The 20,655-nt window shown below is 71.8% G+C and carries 17 protein-coding genes; 11 read left to right on the top strand and 6 right to left on the bottom strand.

What is annotated here, in order from left to right; all coding sequences use genetic code 11:
* The first annotated feature begins 336 nt into the window (after nt 1-336).
* The 3 genes from ACZ5AJ_RS15800 (at nt 337) to ACZ5AJ_RS15790 (ending at nt 3,573) form a co-directional block, all read left to right on the top strand.
* Nucleotides 337-1,284 (top strand): sugar phosphate isomerase/epimerase family protein, encoded by a 948-nt coding sequence (locus tag ACZ5AJ_RS15800; protein ID WP_464135999.1) that lies wholly within the window; start codon nt 337-339, stop codon nt 1,282-1,284.
* Nucleotides 1,281-2,273 (top strand): hydroxyacid dehydrogenase, encoded by a 993-nt coding sequence (locus ACZ5AJ_RS15795; RefSeq protein WP_464135998.1) that lies wholly within the window; start codon nt 1,281-1,283, stop codon nt 2,271-2,273. Before ACZ5AJ_RS15800 ends, ACZ5AJ_RS15795 begins: the two co-directional genes overlap by 4 nt.
* 172 nt (nt 2,274-2,445) lie before the next feature.
* Nucleotides 2,446-3,573: a LacI family DNA-binding transcriptional regulator gene (locus ACZ5AJ_RS15790; RefSeq protein ID WP_464135996.1), complete on the top strand. Its 1,128-nt coding sequence runs from the start codon at nt 2,446-2,448 to the stop codon at nt 3,571-3,573.
* Nucleotides 3,574-3,592: 19 nt separating this feature from the next.
* On the opposite strand, the gene ACZ5AJ_RS15785 is transcribed toward ACZ5AJ_RS15790, so the two are convergent.
* Entirely contained in the window at nt 3,593-4,642 is a 1,050-nt protein-coding gene (locus tag ACZ5AJ_RS15785; RefSeq protein ID WP_464135995.1) for a LacI family DNA-binding transcriptional regulator, read from the bottom strand.
* Nucleotides 4,643-4,771: 129 nt separating this feature from the next.
* Between ACZ5AJ_RS15785 and ACZ5AJ_RS15780 the strand changes: the two genes are divergently transcribed.
* The gene (locus ACZ5AJ_RS15780) at nt 4,772-6,019 is read left to right on the top strand and encodes a glycoside hydrolase family 43 protein (protein ID WP_464135994.1); all 1,248 of its coding nucleotides are present in this window, start codon (nt 4,772-4,774) and stop codon (nt 6,017-6,019) included.
* Entirely contained in the window at nt 6,012-6,185 is a 174-nt protein-coding gene (locus ACZ5AJ_RS15775) for a hypothetical protein (protein ID WP_464135993.1), read from the top strand. Before ACZ5AJ_RS15780 ends, ACZ5AJ_RS15775 begins: the two co-directional genes overlap by 8 nt.
* 118 nt (nt 6,186-6,303) lie before the next feature.
* Here ACZ5AJ_RS15775 and ACZ5AJ_RS15770 read toward each other — a convergent pair whose 3' ends face one another.
* On the bottom strand, nt 6,304-8,568 hold the full coding sequence (locus ACZ5AJ_RS15770; protein ID WP_464135992.1) for a glycoside hydrolase family 3 C-terminal domain-containing protein: 2,265 nt from the start codon (nt 8,566-8,568) through the stop codon (nt 6,304-6,306).
* Between the two features lie 245 nt (nt 8,569-8,813).
* Here ACZ5AJ_RS15770 and ACZ5AJ_RS15765 point away from each other — a divergent pair, with 245 nt between their 5' ends.
* From ACZ5AJ_RS15765 to ACZ5AJ_RS15750, 4 genes are read left to right on the top strand one after another with little or no spacing between them, the layout of a single operon-like run.
* Complete coding sequence (locus ACZ5AJ_RS15765; protein ID WP_464135991.1) at nt 8,814-10,913, top strand: beta-galactosidase; 2,100 nt, start codon at nt 8,814-8,816, stop codon at nt 10,911-10,913.
* A 49-nt stretch (nt 10,914-10,962) separates the two neighbouring features.
* A complete protein-coding gene (arsB, locus tag ACZ5AJ_RS15760; RefSeq protein WP_464135990.1) occupies nt 10,963-12,129 on the top strand; it encodes an ACR3 family arsenite efflux transporter in 1,167 nt (388 codons plus the stop codon).
* Complete coding sequence (locus ACZ5AJ_RS15755; protein WP_464135989.1) at nt 12,126-13,268, top strand: metalloregulator ArsR/SmtB family transcription factor; 1,143 nt, start codon at nt 12,126-12,128, stop codon at nt 13,266-13,268. Before arsB ends, ACZ5AJ_RS15755 begins: the two co-directional genes overlap by 4 nt.
* On the top strand, nt 13,265-13,726 hold the full coding sequence (locus ACZ5AJ_RS15750) for an arsenate reductase ArsC (RefSeq protein ID WP_464135988.1): 462 nt from the start codon (nt 13,265-13,267) through the stop codon (nt 13,724-13,726). The genes ACZ5AJ_RS15755 and ACZ5AJ_RS15750 overlap by 4 nt, the downstream gene beginning before the upstream one ends.
* Before the next feature lie 58 nt (nt 13,727-13,784).
* On the opposite strand, the gene ACZ5AJ_RS15745 is transcribed toward ACZ5AJ_RS15750, so the two are convergent.
* On the bottom strand, nt 13,785-14,987 hold the full coding sequence (locus ACZ5AJ_RS15745; protein ID WP_464135987.1) for an MFS transporter: 1,203 nt from the start codon (nt 14,985-14,987) through the stop codon (nt 13,785-13,787).
* 491 nt (nt 14,988-15,478) lie between these two features.
* Here ACZ5AJ_RS15745 and ACZ5AJ_RS15740 point away from each other — a divergent pair, with 491 nt between their 5' ends.
* Together ACZ5AJ_RS15740 and ACZ5AJ_RS15735 are read left to right on the top strand one after the other, a co-directional pair.
* Complete coding sequence (locus ACZ5AJ_RS15740) at nt 15,479-16,120, top strand: TetR/AcrR family transcriptional regulator (protein ID WP_464135986.1); 642 nt, start codon at nt 15,479-15,481, stop codon at nt 16,118-16,120.
* 106 nt (nt 16,121-16,226) lie between these two features.
* The gene (locus tag ACZ5AJ_RS15735; RefSeq protein WP_464135985.1) at nt 16,227-16,988 is read left to right on the top strand and encodes a siderophore-interacting protein; all 762 of its coding nucleotides are present in this window, start codon (nt 16,227-16,229) and stop codon (nt 16,986-16,988) included.
* A 186-nt stretch (nt 16,989-17,174) separates the two neighbouring features.
* Here the strand turns inward: ACZ5AJ_RS15735 and ACZ5AJ_RS15730 are convergent, their stop codons facing one another.
* Genes ACZ5AJ_RS15730 through ACZ5AJ_RS15720 form a run of 3 tightly spaced genes read right to left on the bottom strand, consistent with a single transcriptional unit; the run spans nt 17,175 to nt 20,547 of the window.
* Nucleotides 17,175-18,050 (bottom strand): sugar phosphate isomerase/epimerase family protein, encoded by an 876-nt coding sequence (locus ACZ5AJ_RS15730; protein WP_464135984.1) that lies wholly within the window; start codon nt 18,048-18,050, stop codon nt 17,175-17,177.
* The gene (locus ACZ5AJ_RS15725) at nt 18,047-19,381 is read right to left on the bottom strand and encodes a DUF993 family protein (RefSeq protein WP_464135983.1); all 1,335 of its coding nucleotides are present in this window, start codon (nt 19,379-19,381) and stop codon (nt 18,047-18,049) included. The genes ACZ5AJ_RS15730 and ACZ5AJ_RS15725 overlap by 4 nt, the downstream gene beginning before the upstream one ends.
* A gap of 2 nt (nt 19,382-19,383) precedes the next feature.
* The gene (locus ACZ5AJ_RS15720) at nt 19,384-20,547 is read right to left on the bottom strand and encodes a Gfo/Idh/MocA family protein (protein ID WP_464135982.1); all 1,164 of its coding nucleotides are present in this window, start codon (nt 20,545-20,547) and stop codon (nt 19,384-19,386) included.
* Nucleotides 20,548-20,655 lie beyond the last annotated feature (108 nt).

Genomic DNA, 20,655 nt, shown 5'->3' with positions numbered 1-20,655 from the left:
CTTCCCTGCTGAGAAGGGGACCTATGCGTGACCTCAAGCCCTGAGAGGCGTTGAGGTCACGCATAGGTCCCTTCTTCAGCAGCAACGCCACCAGAGAGCACCGCACCGCCCCCGCACCGCCTCCGCACCGCCCCCTCACCTCCGCCTCACCGCCCCGGCACCCGCCCCGGGTCCCTGTTGCCGCGTCATGCCAGGTCACATTGACCGCCCACTGAGGACGACTCTAGAGTTCCTCTGGATCAAGCGCTTTCCCGCCGGTGCTCTCGTGACGGTGCTGTCGTGCCGGCGCGTCCCCGCCGATGCTTTCCTGCCGATGATGTCGAGGAGGCTGACCCGATGATCAGACCTGGCCTGTGCTCCGTCACGTTCCGCACGCTCGCGGTCGAGGACGTGATCGCGCACGCCTCCTCCGCTGGTCTCGCATGCATCGAGTGGGGCGCCGACGTGCACGTCCCGCCCGGGGACATCGCCGCAGCCCAGAGGGTCCGCGAGCTGACGGAGGCCGCCGGCCTCGCGGTCTCCGGATACGGCTCCTACCTGCACTTCGAGCACGATGCCACCGTCCCCACCGGCGACGACCCCACCGGCGACGACCCCACAGGCGACGACCCCACCGGCAGCAGTCCCGTCGGCAGCACCCCCGGCACCGGAGTCCCCGACGGACTGATCGCGGACGACCGGACCGCGGACGAGCGGATCGAGGCGGAGGGCGAGCTGGTCATCGCCTCGGCCCGTGCACTCGGCGCGCCTCGCATCCGGGTGTGGGCGGGGCGGAGCCCGTCGGCCGAGACCGATCCCGAGCGCCGCGAGATCCTCGTGCGGCGCATCCGCCGCTTCGCCGACGCCGCGGGGCTGGCGGGGCTGGACGTCGGCCTGGAGTTCCATGGCGGCACCCTCACGGACGAGATCGGCTCGACCCTGCGCCTCCTGGACGAGATCGACCGCTCCCATGTGCTGTCCTACTGGCAGCCGCATCAGGACATGCCCGCCGACGAGGCGCTCGGGACGCTCCGGCGAGCGCTTCCGCGGGTCTCGACGGTCCATGTCTTCTCCTGGTGGCCGGGCCATGAGCGGCACGCCCTGGGCGCGCTGCCCGAGCGCGAGGGGCTGTGGCGCGAGGTCTTCGCGGTCCTCCGCGAGGAGGGCTCGGACCACGACGCCCTGCTCGAGTTCGTCCCGGACGACGACCCGGACCGCCTCCCCGATGAGGCTGCGACTCTGCGCTCCTGGATCGACGGCGGGCCCGCCGTCGACGGGCCCGCCGACGAGGGGGCCGCACGATGAGGGCCCTGCTGGCGATGCCCGAGGGGCTGCAGCACCGCATGTTCACCCCGGAGCAGCTGGAGCGTCTGCGCGCCCTGGTCGAGGTGGACACCGCGGTGACGACGCCTGACCTCACGGCGGCGCCCGATGAGATCCTCGAGCAGGTGGAGGTGCTGATCACCGGCTGGGGGTCCCCGCTGGTCGACGAGCTGGCGCTCGCACGCATGCTCCGCCTGCAGGCGATCGTGCACACGGCGGGGTCGGTGCGGGGGATCGTGTCCGACGCCGTGTGGGAGCACGGCGGCATCCGTGTCACGTCGGCCGCCGAGGCCAATGCGGTGCCCGTCGCCGAGTACACGCTCGCGCAGATCCTGCTGGCCTCGAAGCGGACGCTCGCGCAGGAGTCCGCGCATCGGCGCACCCATGCGGCGGTGCCGGGCGCGGCGTCCGCGGAGGGGATCGGGAACTACGGTGCGGTGATCGGCCTGATCGGCGCCTCCCGCATCGGGCGCATGGTCGCCGAGCATCTGCGGCGCTTCGACGTCGAGGTGCTGATCTCCGATCCGCATGCCGACGCCGAGGGCATCGCGGCGCTCGGCGCTCGGAAGGTGGAGCTCGAGGAGCTGTTCTCCGCCTCCGACGTCGTCAGCCTGCATGCCCCCGACCTGCCCTCCACGCGCGGTCTGGTCTCCCGGCGCCTGCTGGGCCTCATGCGCGACGGCACGACGTTCATCAACACGGCCCGTGCGGCGCTCGTGGATGTCGACGCGCTGCGCGACGAGCTCGTCTCCGGGAGGCTGTGCGCGGTGCTCGACGTGCATGACGATCTCGACGACGACGACCCGCTGTGGGGTGTGCCGACGGTGTCGATCACTCCGCACATCGCCGGCTCGCAGGGTGATGAGCTGCACCGTCTGGGCGAGCATGCGCTGGAGGAGGTCCGGCGGGCGGTCATGGGCGAGCCCGCCCGCCATCCGGTCGACCCCGGTCTGCTGGCCATCACCGCCTGAGCGCCCGGCCTCCAGGACGGGAGTCTCAGATTTCCCGGGCGGGACGGCATCCGGGCACGTATCCTGATCATCGTCGGACAGCGGTTGCCACGTGTTGCACCGCCCATCGTCCGACGACGGACGGTCCGGAGGCTCGCACCCGGACCGATGTGGACAGGGAGAGGGGCCCCGGATGCCTGCCGTGCGACTCAGCGACGTCGCCCATGATGCCGGGGTGTCCCTGGCCACCGCCTCGCGCGTCCTGAACGGGTCCACGCGCGTGCCCGGCAAGGAGGTGGCCGAGAAGGTGCGCCGCTCGGCGCTCAAGCTCGGCTACGTCCCCAATGCGCAGGCGCAGGCCCTGGCCCGATCGCGCTCCGGGCTGATCGGACTGGTCGTCCACGACATCGCCGACCCCTACTTCGGCTCGATCGCCCGGGCTGTGCAGCAGCGGGTGTTCGCCTCCGCCTCGCAGGTGCTGCTCACCCAGACGGACCGCGACGCCGACACCGAGGTGCGTGCCCTGCGCGCCCTGATCGCCCAGCAGGTCGATGCGCTCGTGCTGGTGGGCTCGCACCGGTACGGCGGCGAGTCCGATGACGCCATCCGCATGCTGCTCGAGGGCTTCGCCCGCAACGGCGGGATCGTGGTGGGGCTGGGGCAGTCCCTCGGGGTGGGGCGAACGATCGTCCCCGACAACGCCGAGGCCGCGCACGAGCTGGCCACCTCCCTGATCGTCGAGGGGCATCGACGCTTCGCGGTGGTCGAGGGCATCCAGGGGATCCCCTCCGCCGGCGACCGCACCGGCGGCTTCGTCCGCGGGCTGACGGAGGCCGCGATCGAGCCGGAGCTGACGCTGCAGGCGGATCTCACGCGGCGCGGCGGGCATGACGCGGCGCGCCGCATCGCCGAGCATCTCGCCTCCGCCTCGGAGGGCGCCGAGTCGGGGCTGCCGCTGTGCCTGTTCGCCCCGGCCGACGTGATGGCGCTGGGCGCGCTCGGCGAGCTGCGGCGCCAGGGTCTGGCGGTGCCCGAGCAGGTCGCCGTCGCCGGGTTCGGCGGTGTGCCCGACGCCGACGACGCCCATCCCACGCTCACGACGATCGCCCTCCCGCTCGATCGGATGGCGCAGCAGGCCGTCGACTGGGTGCTCAGCACCATCGGCGCCGGGAACGCGACCGGCCAGCAGGGCGCCGACGCCGACGGGACCGGCGCCGACAGGACCAGCACCGACGGGACAAGCGCCGACGGGCCTCAGGAGATCCACGTGCGCGGCGATGTCCTGCTGCGGGAGTCCACCGCCCTCGCCGCCGCCCGCTGAGGCCCGGGTCCCGGCCGCCTCAGACGGAGCCGCGCTCGATGACCCGGAACCGGGGTGCCGTGCCCGTCCCCGACGCCTCGGTGACCTCCGCATCCACCGGGCAGTCCAGGCCGGCCCGCTCGTCGGACCCGCCCCGCCCGTCGGACCCGATCATCTCGAGGCCCTGAGCGAAGAGGGAGCGGGCGAGACCGTTCGCGTCGTAGTCGATCGTCGTCAGGGGCGGGTCGAGGAAGGCCGCCATCGGCTCGTCGTCGACGCCGATCACGGACAGCTCGCCGGGGACGCCGATGCCCTCCGCGCGGGCGGCGCGCAGCAGAGCCGCCGCCCAGAAGTCGTTGTAGCAGGCGACGGCGTCGACCGGATCCTCCAGGGCGCGCCATCCGCGCAGGATCTCCTGCACGGGGGCGATGCCGGCGGGCTCGACCACCATCGGGATCGTCGCCTCGACCGGCTCGGGCAGGCCCAGCTCCCGGCAGATCCGACGCACGCCCTCGCGGCGCTCGGCGTCGAAGAGCGCGAGGCTCTCCTCCTCCGCGCCCAGATAGGCGATGCGCCGACGTCCGGCGTCCGCGAGCCGACGCACCTGCAGCGCGGACGCCTGCCCGCCGCCGACGACCTCGCCCTGGAGGCTCCAGCCGTCCACGAGCGGGGCGTCCAGGCGCGCGAGCAGGAGCCGATCCTCCTCGCCGACCGGCATGGTCGTGATCACCAGCCGCGGACCCAGATGGACGACGGTCGTCTCGAGCGCCCGATGGTCCTCGGACCGGAGGCTGACCAGGGAGAAGCCGGAGCGGGCGGCGAGCGCCGCGAAGGTGTCCATCATGTCGCCGACGTTCCGGCCGAACGGCATCTCGCGGGTGACCACGAGGATCACCGGCGGGACCTTCCCCCGCAGAGCGCGAGCGCTGTGGTTGGGGATGTACCCGAGCTCGTCGGCCGCGGCGAGCACCTTCTCCCGCGTCGCCTCCGAGATGGAGTGGCCGGGGCGGTCGTTGAGGACGTAGCTGACCGTCGCGCGCGAGACGCCCGCTCTCTGCGCGACGTCTGCGCTGGTCGCCCGTCTGCTCACCCCGGACCTCCCTTGAATCGATCGACAACCAAGCCTACAGTGAGGTTACTCGTGTCACCAACGGGTCGGGGCGGTCCGGACCGCAGAGGAGCCGGACCGCATCCGCGACCTCATCTGAACAGGACCCCCATGCCCGAGAACCTCGGCCTGCCCAACCCGCTCATCCCCGGATTCCATCCCGATCCGAGCATCTGCCGCGTCGGCGAGTGGTACTACCTCGCGACCTCGTCCTTCGAGTACCTGCCGGGGATCCCGATCCTCCGCTCCCGCGATCTGCGCGAGCTCGAGCTGATCTGCCACGTCGCGGTGCGGGAGGGACAGGTCGGGGTGCCCGGCGTCCCCACCGGGGGCGGCGTGTGGGCGCCGACGATCCGCCATCACGACGGCCGCTTCCACCTCGTGGTCCCCGACATGATGGGCACCGGCCGCGGCAACATCCTGTTCACGGCCGACGATCCCGCCGGTCCCTGGGACGACGGCGTGGTCCTGGACGTCCAGGGCATCGACCCCGACATCGCCTGGGACGAGGACGGCACCTGCTACGTGACCATGTCGGGCTTCCTGCTCGACGAGGAGACCGGAACCCTCACCCATCAGGGGATCACGCAGGTGGTGATCGATCCGGCGACCGGCGCGGCCCTCAGCGAGCCGATCCCGCTGTGGTCCGGGACCGGCGGCATGTTCCCCGAGGCCCCGCACCTCTACCGCATCGGCGAGCACTGGTACCTGATGATCGCCGAGGGCGGCACCGAGCGCGGCCACAGCGTCACCATCGCCCGCGGCCCGTCCCCGCAGGGCCCCTTCACCGGGGCGCCCCACAACCCGCTGGTGACCGCCCGCGGCACCGACCGAGCGGTGCAGAACAGCGGCCACGGCGACCTCGTGGAGCTGCACGACGGATCGTGGGCGATGGTGCTGCTGGGCACCCGCCCGCGCTCGACCACGCGCGCTTGGGCGCCCATGGGCCGCGAGACCTTCGTGACGCCCGTGACCTGGGTCGATGGCTGGCCGCATGCGGAGCCGGTGCGTCTGGACGGACGCCATCCGGAGGTCTCCTCCGAGGTCTCGCTGACCGGTGAGGTACCGGCCGCCGTCGACGGACTGGATCCGCAGATCCTCGCGGTCCGCCGCTTCCCCCGCGAGATCGCGGACCCGACCGCCCGCCCCGGGGCGCTGCGCCTGAGCGGCCGCGGCGTCGGCATGGACGACTCCCGGCCCGACTTCGTGGGCATCCGCCAGGTCACCGAGGCCGCGACGATCGAGATCGCGCTCGACGGACGACGGCCCCGTGCGGCTGCGCCTCGAGGCCCGTCCGCCCGCTCCCGGCGTCGTGGACATGCTCGCCTCGTGCGATGTGCTGATCGCCTCCGTGCATGACGGGACAGACTGGACCGAGATCGCCCGGGTGGACGGACGCTACCTGTCCTCGGACTTCTGCGAGTCCTTCACGGGCCGCATCGTCGGACCCTACGTCCGCCGCGGGACGATCGACGTGGTGGCCTGGTCGTACACCGGCCGCGACGTCGAGCGCACCATCCGCTGACAGGGCCCGCTGACAGGACGACGGGGCGGCGCACAGGATGCGCCGCCCCGTCGTCGTCCGTCCGGCACCCGCCCGGCGGACGCCCGGCGCCGGATGATCTCCGACGCCGGGTGCGCGCTCAGCGCGCGTTGACCTCGTCGAGGAACTCCTGGATCTCCTCGCGGCTGAAGCCGCCCAGCCCGGTGAGGCGGCCGACGGGGATCTGCTCGCCCATCTTGCGCATCTCCGGATCCTGGAACAGCGGGGTGCGGCCCATGAGCTCCTCGAGCTTCTCGGGGCCGCCGGGGATCTCCGCGATCTCCAGCGGGGTGCTGGAGAAGGTGGCCTCGAGGACGGGCTCATCGCCCGCAAGCTCGATCTCGGCGCTGCCGCGCAGGTCGCGGCTGGAGGCGCCGACCTCGACCCGGTAGGTGCCGGCTTCGACGGCCCAGGCGCCCGCCCGGGTGCTCCAGTACTGCAGCTCGGCGGCGGGGATCTCCACGCGCAGGCGCTGCTCGGCGCCCGCCTCGAGCTCGACGTCGGCGAAGCCCTTGAGCTCGCGCGGCGCGCGGGTGATCTTCGAGTCGGGCACGGAGACGTAGACCTGGACGATCTCGCGTCCGGCGCGATCGCCGGTGTTGCGGACGGTGACCTCGACGGCGATGCCGTCGCCCGAGGGCTCGACGGCGACGTCGGCGTGCTCGAAGGTCGTGTAGCTCAGGCCGTGGCCGAAGGGGAAGGCGACCTCGGTGCCGCGCGCGTCCAGACCGCGGTAGCCGACGAAGAGGCCCTCGCCGTAGGAGACGCGTCCGTGCTCTCCGGGGAAGTGGAGGGCCGAGGGGACGTCGACGAGGCTCAGCGGGATCGACTCGGCGAGCTTGCCCGAAGGGTTCACACGCCCGAAGAGGACGTCGGCCGTGGCCTCTCCCCCGGCCTGGCCGAGCAGCCACGCCTCCAGCAGGGCGGGCACGGAGCGCAGCGTCGGCGACAGGCGGATGGCCGAACCGTTCGAGAGCACGACGACGACGCGGTCGTTGACCGCGAGGACGTCCTCGAGCAGGCGCTCCTGCGCCGCCGGGAGCTCCATGTCGGTGCGGTCGTAGCCCTCGGACTCGACGTCCTCGCCGAGACCGAGGAACAGCACGACGGCGCCGGCTCCGCGCGCGAGCTCGACAGCCTCCGTGCGCAGCGCCTCGTCGTCGTCGGCCCCGGGGACGAAGCCGCGGGCGAAGGGCACGTCGCCGGCGATCGCACGGATCGCGTCGAGCGCGTTCGACAGGCGGGTCGGGTTCACGTGCGAGGAGCCGGCGCCCTGGTAGCGGGGTGTGGCGGCGAAGTCGCCGATCACCGCGAGCGGGCGGTCCGTGCCGTCGCCGCCCTCGGGCAGGGGCAGGATGCCGTCGTTGGTGAGCAGGACGATCGCCCGACGGGCGGCCTCGAGCGCGACCCGGTGGTGCTCGTCGGCGTCGTACTCGGCGCTCTCGTCGAGCGACCGGCTGCTCTTGCGCAGCAGGTCGAGGACGAGCCCGGCCGCACGGTCGACCGCGGCGGGGTCGATCTCGCCGTCGGCGAGGGCGCGGGCGAGGTCCTCCTCGGCACCGGGGTCGGCGGGCATCTGCAGGTCCAGTCCCGCGGCGACGGAGCGCGGGCGGTCGACCACGGCGCCCCAGTCGGAGACGACCAGGCCCTCGAAGCCCCACTGCTCGCGCAGGACCTCGGTGAGCAGGAACCGGCTCTGGGAGACGAGCTCGCCGAGCACCGAGTTGTAGGAGCACATGACGGTCCACGGCTGCGCCCGCGTGACGACGGCCCGGAAGGCCCGCAGGTAGATCTCGTGCAGCGTGCGCTCGTCGACCGAGACGTCCACACGCATGCGGTCGGTCTCCTGGTTGTTCAGGGCGAAGTGCTTCACCGAGGTGCCCACTCCGGCGCCCTGCATGCCGTCGACGTAGGCGACGGCCATCTCGCCGGTCAGGTGGGGGTCCTCGGAGAAGTACTCGAAGTTGCGCCCGCACAGCGGCGAGCGCTTGATGTTCATGCCGGGGCCGAGCACGACGGAGACGCCCTCGGCGAGGGCCTCCTTCGCGATGGCCCGCGCGACGGAGGCTGCGGTCTCGCGGCTCCAGGTCGCGGAGAGGCCGACGGCGGGCGGGAAGCAGGTCGCGGGCACGGAGTCGTTCAGGCCCAGGTTGTCGCTCTCGCCCTGCTGGGCGCGCAGGCCATGGGGGCCGTCGGTGACCATCACGCCGGACAGGCCGGCCGACGGGGCGCCGTGGGTGTGCCAGAAGTCGGCGCCGCCGGTCAGCGCGACCTTCTCGGCGTCGGTGAGGGAGGCGAGATCGGCGGCGGGGTCGCCGTCGGCCGCAGTGGTGGTGGACCGGTTCCGGTCAGGCGTGTCAGGCATGGAGTCCTCCTCGAGCGTCCATCAGGGATCACCCCGAGGTTACACGAGTAATCAGGACACTCGGAAGGACTTCGGAGGGGCGGACGGAGGGATCGCCGGGCCGCGTACGGCGAGACGCGCGGCGGGACGCAGGGAGAGGCGCGCGGGAGGACGCAGGGAGGGGTGCGGCACTCCTACTATCTATCACTTACTAGATACGACTAGACTGCCGACGACCGACCTGCTCGCGCGACGAAGGGTGAACCATGGACCGTCTGCTGTACGGCGCCGCCTACTACTCCGAGCACCTCCCCCACGACCGCACCGCCGAGGACACGGCGATGATGGTGGAGGCGGGGCACAACGTCATCCGCATCGCGGAGTCGACCTGGTCCACGCTCGAGCCGCAGCCCGGCGTCTTCGACTTCACCCACGTCGACCGCGCCCTCGAGGCCGCCCGCAAGGCGGGGCTGTCGGTCATCGTCGGCACCCCCACCTATGCGGTGCCGACCTGGCTGGTCGCCTCATACCCCGACGTCCTCGCCGAGACCTCCCGCGGCCCGGGCCGCTACGGCGCGCGGCAGATCATGGACATCACCCATCCGACATACCTCTTCCACGCCGAGCGCGCCATCCGAGCCCTCCTGGAGCGCACCGCCCATCACGAGCACGTGATCGGCTTCCAGATCGACAACGAGACCAAGCACCACGACACGGCCTCCCGCGGGGCGCAGCGCGCCTTCGTCAAGCATCTGCGGGAGCGCTTCGACGACGATCTGGACCGGCTCAACGCCGCCTTCGGCCTGGACTACTGGTCCAACCGGATCGACGCCTGGGAGGACTTCCCCGACGTGCGCGGCACCATCAACGGCTCCCTCGGCTCCGCCTGGGAGGCGTTCCGCCGCACCCTCGTGGACGACTTCCTGGGATGGCAGGCGGGGATCGTCCGCGAGTACGCCCGCGAGGACCAGTTCATCACCCAGAACTTCGACTTCGACTGGACCCCCGGCTGGTCCTACGGCATGCAGCCTGCGGTCGACCACTTCTCCGCCGCCCGCACCGTCGACCTCGCCGGCACGGACATCTACCACCCCACCCAGTCCCGCCTGACCGGCAAGGAGATCGCCTTCGGCGGCGACATGACCCGGTCGATCAAGGGCGGCGCGAACTACCTCGTGCTCGAGACCCAGGCGCAGGGCCAGATGGGCTGGCTCCCCTACCCCGGGCAGCTGCGACTGCAGGCGTACAGCCATGTCGCCAGCGGCGCCCTGGGCGTCATGTACTGGCACTGGCACTCGATCCACAACTCCTTCGAGACCTACTGGAAGGGGCTGCTCAGCCACGACTTCGCCCCCAACCCGACCTATCTCGAATCCGGCGTCGTCGGCCGCGAATGGGCCGAGCACGCGGACGCCCTCACCGGGCTGAGCAAGCGCAACCGGGTGGCGATCATGGTCAGCAACCGGGCCCTGACCGCGCTGCAGTGGTTCACCCTCGAGACCGGCTTCATCGACGGCGCCTTCGGATCGTCGATCACCTACAACGACGTGCTGCGCTGGGTCTACGACGCCCTGTTCGACCTCAACGTCGAGGTGGACCTCATCGCTCCCGACGACGAGGACCTCGGCCGCTACATGATGATCCTCACCCCGGCGCTCTACACCGCGAGCCAGGAGACCCTCGACCGTCTCGCGCGCTTCGTCGCCGATGGCGGTCACCTCGTGTCGACCTTCCGCACCGCCGTCGCCGACGAGGACGTGACCGTCTGGCACGACCGCGCACCCCACGCGCTCACCAGCACCTTCGGGATCACCTACAACCAGTTCTCCCGCCCCGACGGCGCCCGCCTGGCGCTCGGCAGCGCGCTCATGGGCTCCCCCGCATCGACGTCGGCCGACGGGGCGGAGCCGCCGGCCGTCGAGCACTTCCTCGAGCTGCTGCAGGTCGAGGACGCCGAGGTGCTCGCCCGCTACGACCATCCCGCCTGGGGCGGAACCGCCGCGGTCACGCGGCGCGCCGATCGCACGGACCGCTCGGGCGCTGAGGGCGCTGCGGGTGCTGACACAGCGGGCTCGGCGACCTACATCGGGGCGATGACCTCGCCGGAGACCCTGCGGACGATCCTCGCCCACACCCTCCGCGAGGCCGGCCTGTGGGACTGGCCGCAGGAGATCGATCAGGTCGCCGTGCGCCGCGGAGTCAACGGCCGCGGCCGCGAGCTGACCTTCCTGCTGAACTACTCGGGCGACACGGTGACGATGCCCAGCCCCGTCGCGGGCGACTCGGTGCTCGACGCCCGGGGTCGCCTCGCCGTCGGCCAGCCCCTCGAGATCGGCGCCTGGGATCTCGTGATCCTCGAGAGCTGAGCAGCCGCAGGGCGTTGCGCCTTGAATCGATGACCGTCAATATAGACGCATGTCGATTCCATCGTCTTCCGGCGGGACGCTGCCGCGCACGGCAACGGCACCCGCCCGCCTCTCGGCCCTGGACCGCTGGCTCCCGCTGTGGATCGGGCTGGCCATGGCCGGCGGCATCGCTCTCGGACGCTTCGTCCCGGGACTGTCCGAGATCCTCTCGCAGCTGGAGGTCGGCGGGATCTCTCTGCCCATCGGGCTGGGGCTGCTCGTGATGATGTACCCCGTGCTGGCCAAGGTGCGCTACGACAAGATCGCAGGAGTGACCAGGGATCGGCGCCTGCTGATCTCCTCGCTGCTGCTGAACTGGGTCGTCGGCCCCGCGCTCATGTTCGCGCTGGCCTGGCTCCTCCTCGCGGATCTCCCGGAGTACCGCACGGGGCTGATCATCGTCGGCCTGGCCCGCTGCATCGCGATGGTCGTCATCTGGAACGACCTGGCCTGCGGCGACCGCGAGGCGACCGCAGTGCTCGTGGCGGTGAACTCGGTGTTCCAGGTCCTCGCCTTCGCCCTGCTCGGGTGGCTCTATCTCACGGCCCTTCCCTCATGGCTGGGCCTGGACTCCCAGGGCCTCGAGGTCTCCATGGGGCAGATCGCCCTGAACGTGCTCGTCTTCCTCGGCATCCCCCTCGCCGCGGGCTTCGCCTCCCGGTGGATCGGGGAGCGGCGCCGCGGCCGGGCATGGTACGAGGAGCGTTTCCTTCCGCGCGTCAGCCCCTGGGCGCTGTACGGACTGCTGTTCACGATCGTGCTGCTGTTCGCCCTGCAGGGCGATGCGATCCTCTCCCGTCCTGCCGACGTCGCCCGGATCGCTCTGCCGCTGCTGGCCTACTTCGCACTCATGTGGCTCGCGGGGATGACCCTGGGACGTGCACTGGGTCTGGGGTACGCACGCTCGACGACCCTCGCCCTCACCGCAGCGGGCAACAACTTCGAGCTCGCGATCGCGGTGGCCATCGGCACCTTCGGCGCGGCCTCCGGCCAGGCCCTGGCCGGCGTCGTCGGACCGCTCATCGAGGTCCCGGTGCTGGTCGGCCTGGTGCACGTCTCGCTGCGGCTGGCGAGGACGTGGTTCCGCACCGACCCCCCGTCCGGAGCCGACCTCTCCTCGAGCTCGACCGCCGCTTCTGCGTCTGCTCCGGCACCTGCTCCGGCGGAGCGCGCATGACCGTCGGCGATCCCCACCCCCTCCGCGAGACCGCATGCTCGCCGGTCAGCACCCGCGCCATCGGAGCGGCCGCGGCCGACGACGTCGCCGCCGCGCTCAAGGCCCTGGCCGATCCGCTGCGCCTGCGAATGCTCTCGGCGATCGCGACGGATCCTCGCGGCGAGTGCTGCGTGTGCGATCTCGCGGAGCTCGCCGCGGTCACCCAGCCGACCGTCTCCCACCACCTGCAGACGCTCCGAAGAGCCGGTCTCGTGCGCTCGGAACGGCGCGGCACCTGGGTCTGGTGCTCCATCCCGGACGGCCGTCGTGCCGCCGTGACCGCTCTGCTGGAGGCCTTCGCCCCTGCCACCGCCATGTCCTCCGCCGCTCCTCTCGGTGCCGCCGTGGAGGTCGATGGCGCGCGCGCCTCGGCGTCGGCGTCGGCGTCGGCGTCGGCGTCGGACGATCTGGACCACCGGATCGCCGCCCTCGCAGAGGAGCTCGGGCCGGAGCATCCAGCCCTCAACCCCGCATTCGTCCTCGGGATCGTCCGGGAGTCCGCTGCGGCGCTCACCAGGTCATCAGTCACCACCGAGGAGCTCCTCGCGCGCACCGAGAGCTTCGCCCGGCAGCGCCTCGCCGACATCGGTCGCGAGCAAGGCAGCGGCCCGCCGCAGGTCCTGTTCGTGTGCGTGGCCAATGCCGGTCGGTCCCAGCTCGCCGCGGCCCTCGCGGAGCAGCTGGGGGCGGGCCGGGTCGTCGCCCGCTCGGCAGGATCCTCTCCCGCGGCTGACATCCATCCGGCGGTCCGCCCGATGCTCGTCGAGCTCGACGCCGGCGCCTCGGAAGCAGGGACAGGAGCCGGGGCGGGCCCAGACGCAGCGGCCGACGCCGCTTCGAGGCGCTTCCCGAAGCCGATCACCGACGACGCGGTCCGGGCGGCCGACGTCGTCGTGACCATGGGCTGCGGCGACGTCTGCCCTCGGATCCCCGGCGTCCGCCATGAGGACTGGGCGATCGGCGACCCCGCCCTCGCCTCTCCCGAGGAGGCTCGCGCCATCCGCGACGACATCACCACCCGCGTCCGCACTCTGCTCGCCGGCCTCATCCCCGCCGCCCCCGCAGCCCCCGCCGGCCCATCCCCTGAGGAGTCTCCATGAGCACCGCCGCCCCCGCACCTCGGCCGTCCGTCCTCTTCGTCTGCGTCCACAACGCGGGCCGATCGCAGATGGCCGCCGGCTTCCTCCGCGACCTCGCGGGCGACCGCATCGAGGTCCGCTCCGCCGGCTCGATGCCCGCCGACCGGATCAACCCCGTCGCCGTCGAGGCGATGCTCGAGACGGGCATCGACATCCGCAGCGCGCGGCCCAGGATCCTCTCGCCCGAGGACGTCCGCTCCTCCGACGTCGTCATCACGATGGGCTGCGGGGATGCCTGCCCCCTCTTCCCCGGCACCCGCTATCTCGACTGGACCCTCGAGGACCCCGCCGGGCAGGACATCGACGCCGTCCGCCCGATCCGGGACGAGATCCGCCGCCGGACCGAGGCCCTGATCGCTGAGATCCTCCCGGACGCCGAGGCCGTCGACGGTGCCCCGAGCGGCCGACCCTCCGACTGACCTCCGATCCCGGGACGATCAGGACCAGGGCCTCCGTCGCGCCTCAGTCCGCGCCCGCTCAGTCCACACCCTTGATGCGCGTGATCGTGAACGCGCCGAGCACGGCCGCGAGGATCGACACCGCGAACACGGCGGAGTAGCCGCCGGTCGCGACCACGATGGCCGAGGTGATGAGCGGGCCGACGGTCTGGCCGGCCGTGGTCGAGAGGTTGAAGATGCCCAGATCCTTGCCGGCCTCCTTCTCGCTCGGGAGGACGTCCACGTTCAGGGCCTGGTCCACCGAGTTGTAGACGCCCTGACCGAAGCCGGCGATCGCGGCGAACAGCAGGATGCCCGTGGCCGTCGGGAGGATCCACGGCATGGCGACGCCGACGCCGAACAGGACGCTGGCCACGACGACCGGCAGCTTGCGCCGCCCCAGACGATCGGAGAACGGACCCGAGATGGGCGAGCCCAGCAGACCGGCGACCAGCAGGATCACCGACATCGTGGCGATCGTGCGTGCCGACTCCGCCACCGACTGCCCCAGATGCCCCTGGACGATGTACAGCTGGTAGGCGAGCACCATCTGGATGCTCACGAGCATGAAGAAGCGGCCGACGAACGCCTTGTAGAAGTCGGGCGCATGGCGCGGCGGACGGAAGGACAGCAGCACGTCCCTGAGGCTCGTGGACGCTGCCGGCAGGTCGACGGCGGAGCGCTCGCGGGGCCAGACGATCACCGCGACGATGCCGCCGAGCAGCATCAGGCCGCCGCCGAGCAGGAAGCCGGGGACCGTCGTGGTGATGAAGGCGGCGCCGACGAGGGCGCCCAGAGGGCTCCCGATCGCGAGGCCCGCACCGTAGAAGGCGCTCATGGTCCCGCGCACGGCCATCGGCACGCGGTCGGCGAGGACCGCGATCGCCGGTGCCAGCATCATGTTCAGTCCGACCATGCTCAGGCAGTACAGCAGGATCATCGGCGCCGGACTGCCCACCAGCCCGATCGCGCCGAGCGAGACGCCGCCGACGACAGCACCGCCCAGGATCCAGGGCATCCGTCGGCCGAACCGGCTGCGCGTGCGGTCCGAGAGCTTGCCGAACACCAGGTTCGACACGAGCGAGACGATCGCGGTCGCGGCGTTCGCGGTGCCCAGCATCGCCTCGGGCGATGCGACGCCGATGTCCTGCAGGCGCTGCGGCAGCAGCACCTGGGCGATCATCTGCAGCCCGACCATCCAGACCGCTCCGAACAGCAGGAATCCGGCCGCGAAGCGGACCACCTGCCCCTTGGCCAGCGGCGCACCGGTGTCCGGGGCGATGTCCGGGGGGGGGAGCTCGGCCGGAGCCGCCTCCAGGACCGAGGCCTCCGCGAGGCCGAGCGGTTCTGCGGAGGCGAGCGGGCCGGTGGCGGCGAGCGGGTCTGCGGAGGCCGGCCGCCGCGCGGGGGCCTGTCGTTCCGCGGCGGCCAGTCGTTCCGCGGGGCCATGTGCCCCGTCGCATCCGCCCAGCAGTGGTCGTCCGACGACGACCCCGCCCCATTATCGAGTGCCTACTAGGTAACGCTCTGAAACTAAGTCCTCGAGCGGTCCGATGGCAATCGGGACGACTGTGCCGCGCACCACTGGCCCCGCGGGCACCATCGCTCCGGCGCCCAGGAGCCGGGCCGCCACCGCTCCGACGCCCGGGGCCCGGAGGCCGAAGACCGGATGGCTCAGCCGCGGGGTCGGACGGCTCGGCCGCGGGGTCGGACGGCTCGGGATACCGTGACCTCATGCCCACCCCGTCGAAGACCCCCAGGCCGCGCGTCCGTCGGACCCCCGAGGAGCGCATCGCGCAGATCCTCGAGGCGGCCACGGATCTCGTCGCCCGCCACGGCTTCTACGGCCTCTCGCTGCAGGACGTCGCCGACGCCGTCGGCCTCACCCAGCCCGGTCTGCTCCACTACGTGAAGAACAAGGACGGCCTGCTGCAGCTCCTCGTCGACCAGCGCTACGACCGTCGGTTCGACCCCGACGACTTCATCGCGACCGGTGATCCCGCCGCCGTCCACCCCGACGGCGTCTCGCTGCCGGCGTACTTCCGCTACCTCGTCCACCACAACGCGCAGGACCCGCAGCTGATCCGACTGCACATGGTCCTGAGCGCCGAGTCCACCTTCCCCGAGCACCCGGCGCACGAGCACTACGCCACCCGCCCCACCGAGGTCTGGGCTCTGTACAGCGCCACCCGCTGGCGTCTGCCTCCGCAGATCGGCACCTTCGAGGACGCGCGCGACCTGGTCGAGATGTCCCTCGCGGCCATGGACGGCCTCCAGCTCCGGATGTTCCGCGACCCTCCGATCGACCTCGAGACCGAGTGGGCCCGCTTCGAGCAGGTGCTGTTCCCCTCCCCCGTCTGGGACGACTACCGCTGAGCACCCGAGCTCCGCCCCGTCGACACAGCAAGCGCGGACACCGCTCGCCTCCGCATCGTCACTCGAATATGGTAAGGCTGACCTTGCAGAAAACGGAAGGCGGCCCATGTCCACCGAGCAGAGCTCCCAGCGCTCGTCCGACGCGCCCCGCACCAGCTCCCCGCGGCGCGGCCTGAACGGCGTCATCCTCAAGGCGTACCGCGCCCAGGACCTGCGGCTGCGCGTGCTCGAGCGGGACCAGGCCTCCGAGCGCTTCCTCCGCCTGAAGGTCGACGTCGGCGACCTGCTGACGAGGGACGACATCTACCCCACCTACTGGCTGCGGCTGTGGTTCACAGCGCCGTCGGGCCGCGGGCACCAGCGCGGCTACACCCTCGTGGATCCCGATCCCGCGCACGGCACCGCCTGGATCGAGTTCTACCTCCACCCCGGCATCGCCTCGGACTGGGCCCGCACGGCACGGCCCGGCGACACGATCGACGCGACCGTCCTGAACGGGCGCAGCCCCATCGCCGAGCGCCCCGAGACCATGGTGCTGGTCGGCGACGGAGCATCGCTGCCCGCGATCGGTGACCTGCTGCGTCGCGAGCCCGGGATCACGGCGACGGTGCTGCTCGAGCGCGGCGCCCCGGACGACCCCGAGAAGCTCCCCTCCCCGGCGAGGGAAGGGGCCGACGTGCGCTGGTTCGACCGCGACGGCTCCATCGAGACCGCCGCCTGGACCGCCGCCGTCGAAGCTCCCGCCGGAACGACGTTCTTCGTCTCTCTCGAGTCTGCGACCACACGACGGATCAGCGGCATGCTGCGCCGACAGCTCGACGTGCCCAAGGAGAGGATCCACGCGCTCGCCTACTGGAAGCGCACCTGAGGCCGCCGCTCCCGCGCCCGGACCCAGCGCTGCCGAAGGGGAGCTGCAAACTTTGGGACTCCAGCGTGACCTCAACGCCTGAGAGACGCTGAGGTCACGCACAGGTCCCATTCTCAGCAGCACCACCCGCGACCCGGGCCCCAGCCCCAGCCCCAGCCCCAGCCCCAGCACCACCCGGACCCCGGATCAGGCGTAGGGCTGGACGAGCTGCGAGTAGCGGTCGGCGATGATGCCGATGGCCTCGGGAGCGGGCGTCGCCCAGACGTCCTCGTTGAAGATCTCGACCTCGATGTCACCGGTGTAGCCGACCGCCGCGATCTCGCGCGTGATGGCGGGAAAGTCGATGAACCCGTCGCCCATGTAGCCGCGGGAGTGCAGGGGCTCGGCCGCGAGCGGCAGGTTCCAGTCGCACACCTGGTAGCTGAACAGACGGCCCGTGTCGGCGGCGCGACGGATGGCCGAGGACAGGTTCGGATCCCACCACACGTGATAGGTGTCCACGACGACGCCCGCGGCGGGGCTCCCGGAGGCCTCGGCGATGTCGAGGGCCTGGTCGATGGTCGAGACGACCGCGCGGTCGGCCGCGAACATCGGGTGCAGGGGCTCGATGGAGAGGGTCACGCCGGCGTCCTCGGCGTAGGGGGCGAGATGCGCGATCGACTCGGCAACCCGGGCGCGGGCACCGACGATGTCCTTGTCCTCCCGGCTGATGCCTCCGACGACGAGCACGAGCGTCGGCGCCCCGAGAGCCGCCGCCTCGTCGATCGCCCGATGGTTGTCCTCGAGGGCGGCCGCACGCTCAGAGGCGGCCGACGCGGTGAGGAAGCCGCCGCGGCAGAGCGTGGAGACCTTCAGCCCGGCGTCGTCGACCCGTCGGCGCAGGGCCTCCAGCCCCACCTCCTCGACGTCCTGCCGCCACAGGCCGACCGATCCGAGCCCCTGGGCGGTGCAGGCCTCGAGGAAGTCCTGGATGGGGGTGGTCCGGCAGGTCCAGCGGTTGATGGACAGGCGCGGGGTCGAACCGTGGGCGGTCATCGCGGTGCCTCCTTCAGGAGCGGTCATCGGACGCCTCCTGCCGAGGCGTCCTCACCCTGCCCGACGGCATAACCGGCCAGACGCAGCATCGCGTGCCAGCGCTCGGCCGCCAGGGCCGGCTCCTCGAGGTTACCCGTCGTGGCGGCGAGCTCGAGGGTCCGCGAGAGATGCGGGAGGCTGCGGGCGCTGTGCATGCCGCCGACCATGGTGAAGGCGCGCTGGTGACCGTTGAGCCAGGACATGAACGCCACCCCGGTCTTGTAGTGGTAGGTCGGTGCGGAGAACACGTGCCGGGCGAGCTCCTCGGAGGCGTCGAGGATGCGTCGGGCCTCCTCGGGATCTCCAGCGTCCAGGGCCTGCACCGCCGCCGACGCCGCTGGGGCGGTGACCGCGAAGGCGCCGAGCAGCGCATGGGAGAACTCCCCGACGTGCGGCGCCCCGCCGTCGGCCGCACCATCGGCGCCGGTCCCCCCGGCCGCCGGAGCGCCGGTGCCGTCGCCGACGATCAGGTGGGAGAAGTGGAAGTCGTCGCCGGTGAGCATGATGACGCCCTCGGGAAGGCGCTCGCGCACGGCGACCTCGGCCGCGTCGTCGAGCAGGCTCATCTTGACGCCGCGGATCCTCGCCGGGTCCTCCTCGATGATCCGCAGCAGGGTCTCGGCGGCGACCGCGGTGTCCGTCGAGCCGAAGTAGCCCTCGAGCTGCGGGTCGAAGGCGGTGCCCAGCCAGTGCAGGACCACGGGCTCCATCGCGCTCGCCAGGACGCGCCGGTAGACGTCCTCGTAGTCCTTCGCCGACGAGGCGGCACGGGCGAGGTGTCGGCTGGCCATGAGCACCGCCCCCGCACCGGTGGCCTCGGTCGCGACCAGCTGCTCGGTGTAGGCGTCGACGATCTCGTCGAGGGTCAGCTCCTGCTCGTCGCGCTGATCGGTGGAGACGCCCGCGACGACGAGGTCGCGCACCTGCGCCCCCTCCGGGAAGACGGCCGCGATCTCCGGATCGGCGAGCGCGGCACGGGCGGCGTCGGCGCTGTTGGCGATCAGCTCGCGGGTCGCGGCGGCGTCCAGGCCCATGTTCCGCTGGGCCGTGTCCATGGCGTCGGCGACGCCGAGACCGCGCGACCACATGGTCCGGCGGAACGCGAGCGTCGCCTCCCAGTCGATGTCGGCGGGCGCGCCGGGGCTGTTGTCCCCGTGCACCTCGGGGATGACGTGCACCGCGGCGTAGACGGTGCGCGAGCGCAGCGGCGAGGTCGGCCGCGGGAAGGCGGCGGCCTGCCCCACGGTGATCGTGCGCAGCGAGCCGTCGTCGTCCAGCAGGGTCAGCCGGAGATCGCCGCCGGAGGTGGTCGCGCTCATGATCAGATCTCCGTGAGGGGCTCGAGGGCGATGCGGCGGCCCTCGGCGGAGCTGGCCAGGCCGGTCTCCGCCAGACGCACGCCACGGGCACCGGACAGGAAGTCGTACGGGTACGCGCGCCCCTCGACATAGGAGCGCAGGAAGTCCTCCCACTGGACCTTGAAGCCGTTGTCGAACCCGTCCGGTCCGGCGTTCTCGGGCACCTCGATCCAGTCTCCGCGATAGTCGTGCTCGTCCTTCACATCGGGGTTCCACACCGGCTTCGGGGTCGCCTCCCGCGGCTGGATCCGGGCCCCGTGGAGGCCGACGACGGCCGACCCCTTCGTCCCGTCCACCTGGAACTCGACCAGCTCGTCGCGATGCACGCGCACATCCCAGCTGGAGTTCATCTGCACGACTACGCCGTTCTCGAGGCGGAACACGCCGTAGGCGGCATCGTCGGCGGTGGCCGTGTAGTTCTGGCCCCTCTCGTCCCAGCGCTCGCCGATGTGGGTGGCGGTCTGCGCGTAGACGTCCTCGATGCGGCCGAAGAGCTCCTCGATCACGTAGTTCCAGTGCGGGAACATGTCGGCGACGATGCCGCCGCCGTCCTCGGAGCGGTAGTTCCACGAGGGACGCTGGGCGGTCTGCCAGTCCCCCTCGTAGACCCAGTAGCCGAATTCGCCGCGCACGGAGAGGATCTCGCCGAAGAACCCGGAGTCGATCAGACGACGCAGCTTGAGCAGGCCCGGCAGGTACAGCTTGTCGTGGACGACGCCGTTGACGATGCCCGCCTCCTTCGCCAGCCTCGCCAGCTCCAGAGCGTCCTCGAAGGACTCGGCGGTGGGCTTCTCGGTGTAGATGGCCTTGCCGGCGGCGATGGCCTTCTTGAGGTTCGCGACGCGGAGGTTCGTCACCAGGGCGTCGAAGTAGACCTCGTAGTCGGGGGTCGCGAGGGCCTCGTCGACGTCGGTCGTCCAGTTCTCGAGGCCGTGGCGCTCGGCGACCGTGCGCAGCTTCTCCTCGTTGCGGCCGACGAGCAGCAGGTCGGGGACGAGGCGGTCCCCGTCGGACAGCTCCACACCGCCCTGCTCGCGGATCGCGAGCAGCGAGCGCACCAGATGCTGGCGGTAGCCCATGCGGCCGGTCGCGCCGTTGACGATGATGCCGATCCTGCGTTCTGCCATGAGGCTGCTCTCCTTGTGCGTGGTGGCCACCGATCTCGCGACCCTGCGAGTGGCAACCGCTTTCCATCCCTCAGAGTGAACCATGCCCCGCGCGTCCGGGCAAGCGCA

The sequence above is a fragment of the Brachybacterium zhongshanense genome (assembly GCF_055385755.1).
The sequence above is the reverse complement of the archived record's forward strand: the minus strand, read 5'-3'. Positions and strand labels throughout refer to the sequence as shown.

Excerpts from the sequence above, each read along its gene's own strand:
- ACZ5AJ_RS15755 (WP_464135989.1), top strand. The coding sequence starts at position 12,126 with ATGACCGTCGGCGATCCCCACCCCCTCCGCGAGACCGCATGCTCGCCG.
- ACZ5AJ_RS15725 (WP_464135983.1), bottom strand. The coding sequence starts at position 19,381 with ATGAGCGCGACCACCTCCGGCGGCGATCTCCGGCTGACCCTGCTGGAC.
- ACZ5AJ_RS15800 (WP_464135999.1), top strand. The coding sequence starts at position 337 with ATGATCAGACCTGGCCTGTGCTCCGTCACGTTCCGCACGCTCGCGGTC.
- ACZ5AJ_RS15730 (WP_464135984.1), bottom strand. The coding sequence starts at position 18,050 with ATGACCGCTCCTGAAGGAGGCACCGCGATGACCGCCCACGGTTCGACC.
- ACZ5AJ_RS15770 (WP_464135992.1), bottom strand. The coding sequence starts at position 8,568 with ATGCCTGACACGCCTGACCGGAACCGGTCCACCACCACTGCGGCCGAC.
- ACZ5AJ_RS15735 (WP_464135985.1), top strand. The coding sequence starts at position 16,227 with ATGTCCACCGAGCAGAGCTCCCAGCGCTCGTCCGACGCGCCCCGCACC.
- ACZ5AJ_RS15795 (WP_464135998.1), top strand. The coding sequence starts at position 1,281 with ATGAGGGCCCTGCTGGCGATGCCCGAGGGGCTGCAGCACCGCATGTTC.
- ACZ5AJ_RS15720 (WP_464135982.1), bottom strand. The coding sequence starts at position 20,547 with ATGGCAGAACGCAGGATCGGCATCATCGTCAACGGCGCGACCGGCCGC.
- ACZ5AJ_RS15765 (WP_464135991.1), top strand. The coding sequence starts at position 8,814 with ATGGACCGTCTGCTGTACGGCGCCGCCTACTACTCCGAGCACCTCCCC.
- ACZ5AJ_RS15750 (WP_464135988.1), top strand. The coding sequence starts at position 13,265 with ATGAGCACCGCCGCCCCCGCACCTCGGCCGTCCGTCCTCTTCGTCTGC.
- arsB (WP_464135990.1), top strand. The coding sequence starts at position 10,963 with ATGTCGATTCCATCGTCTTCCGGCGGGACGCTGCCGCGCACGGCAACG.
- ACZ5AJ_RS15740 (WP_464135986.1), top strand. The coding sequence starts at position 15,479 with ATGCCCACCCCGTCGAAGACCCCCAGGCCGCGCGTCCGTCGGACCCCC.
- ACZ5AJ_RS15790 (WP_464135996.1), top strand. The coding sequence starts at position 2,446 with ATGCCTGCCGTGCGACTCAGCGACGTCGCCCATGATGCCGGGGTGTCC.
- ACZ5AJ_RS15780 (WP_464135994.1), top strand. The coding sequence starts at position 4,772 with ATGCCCGAGAACCTCGGCCTGCCCAACCCGCTCATCCCCGGATTCCAT.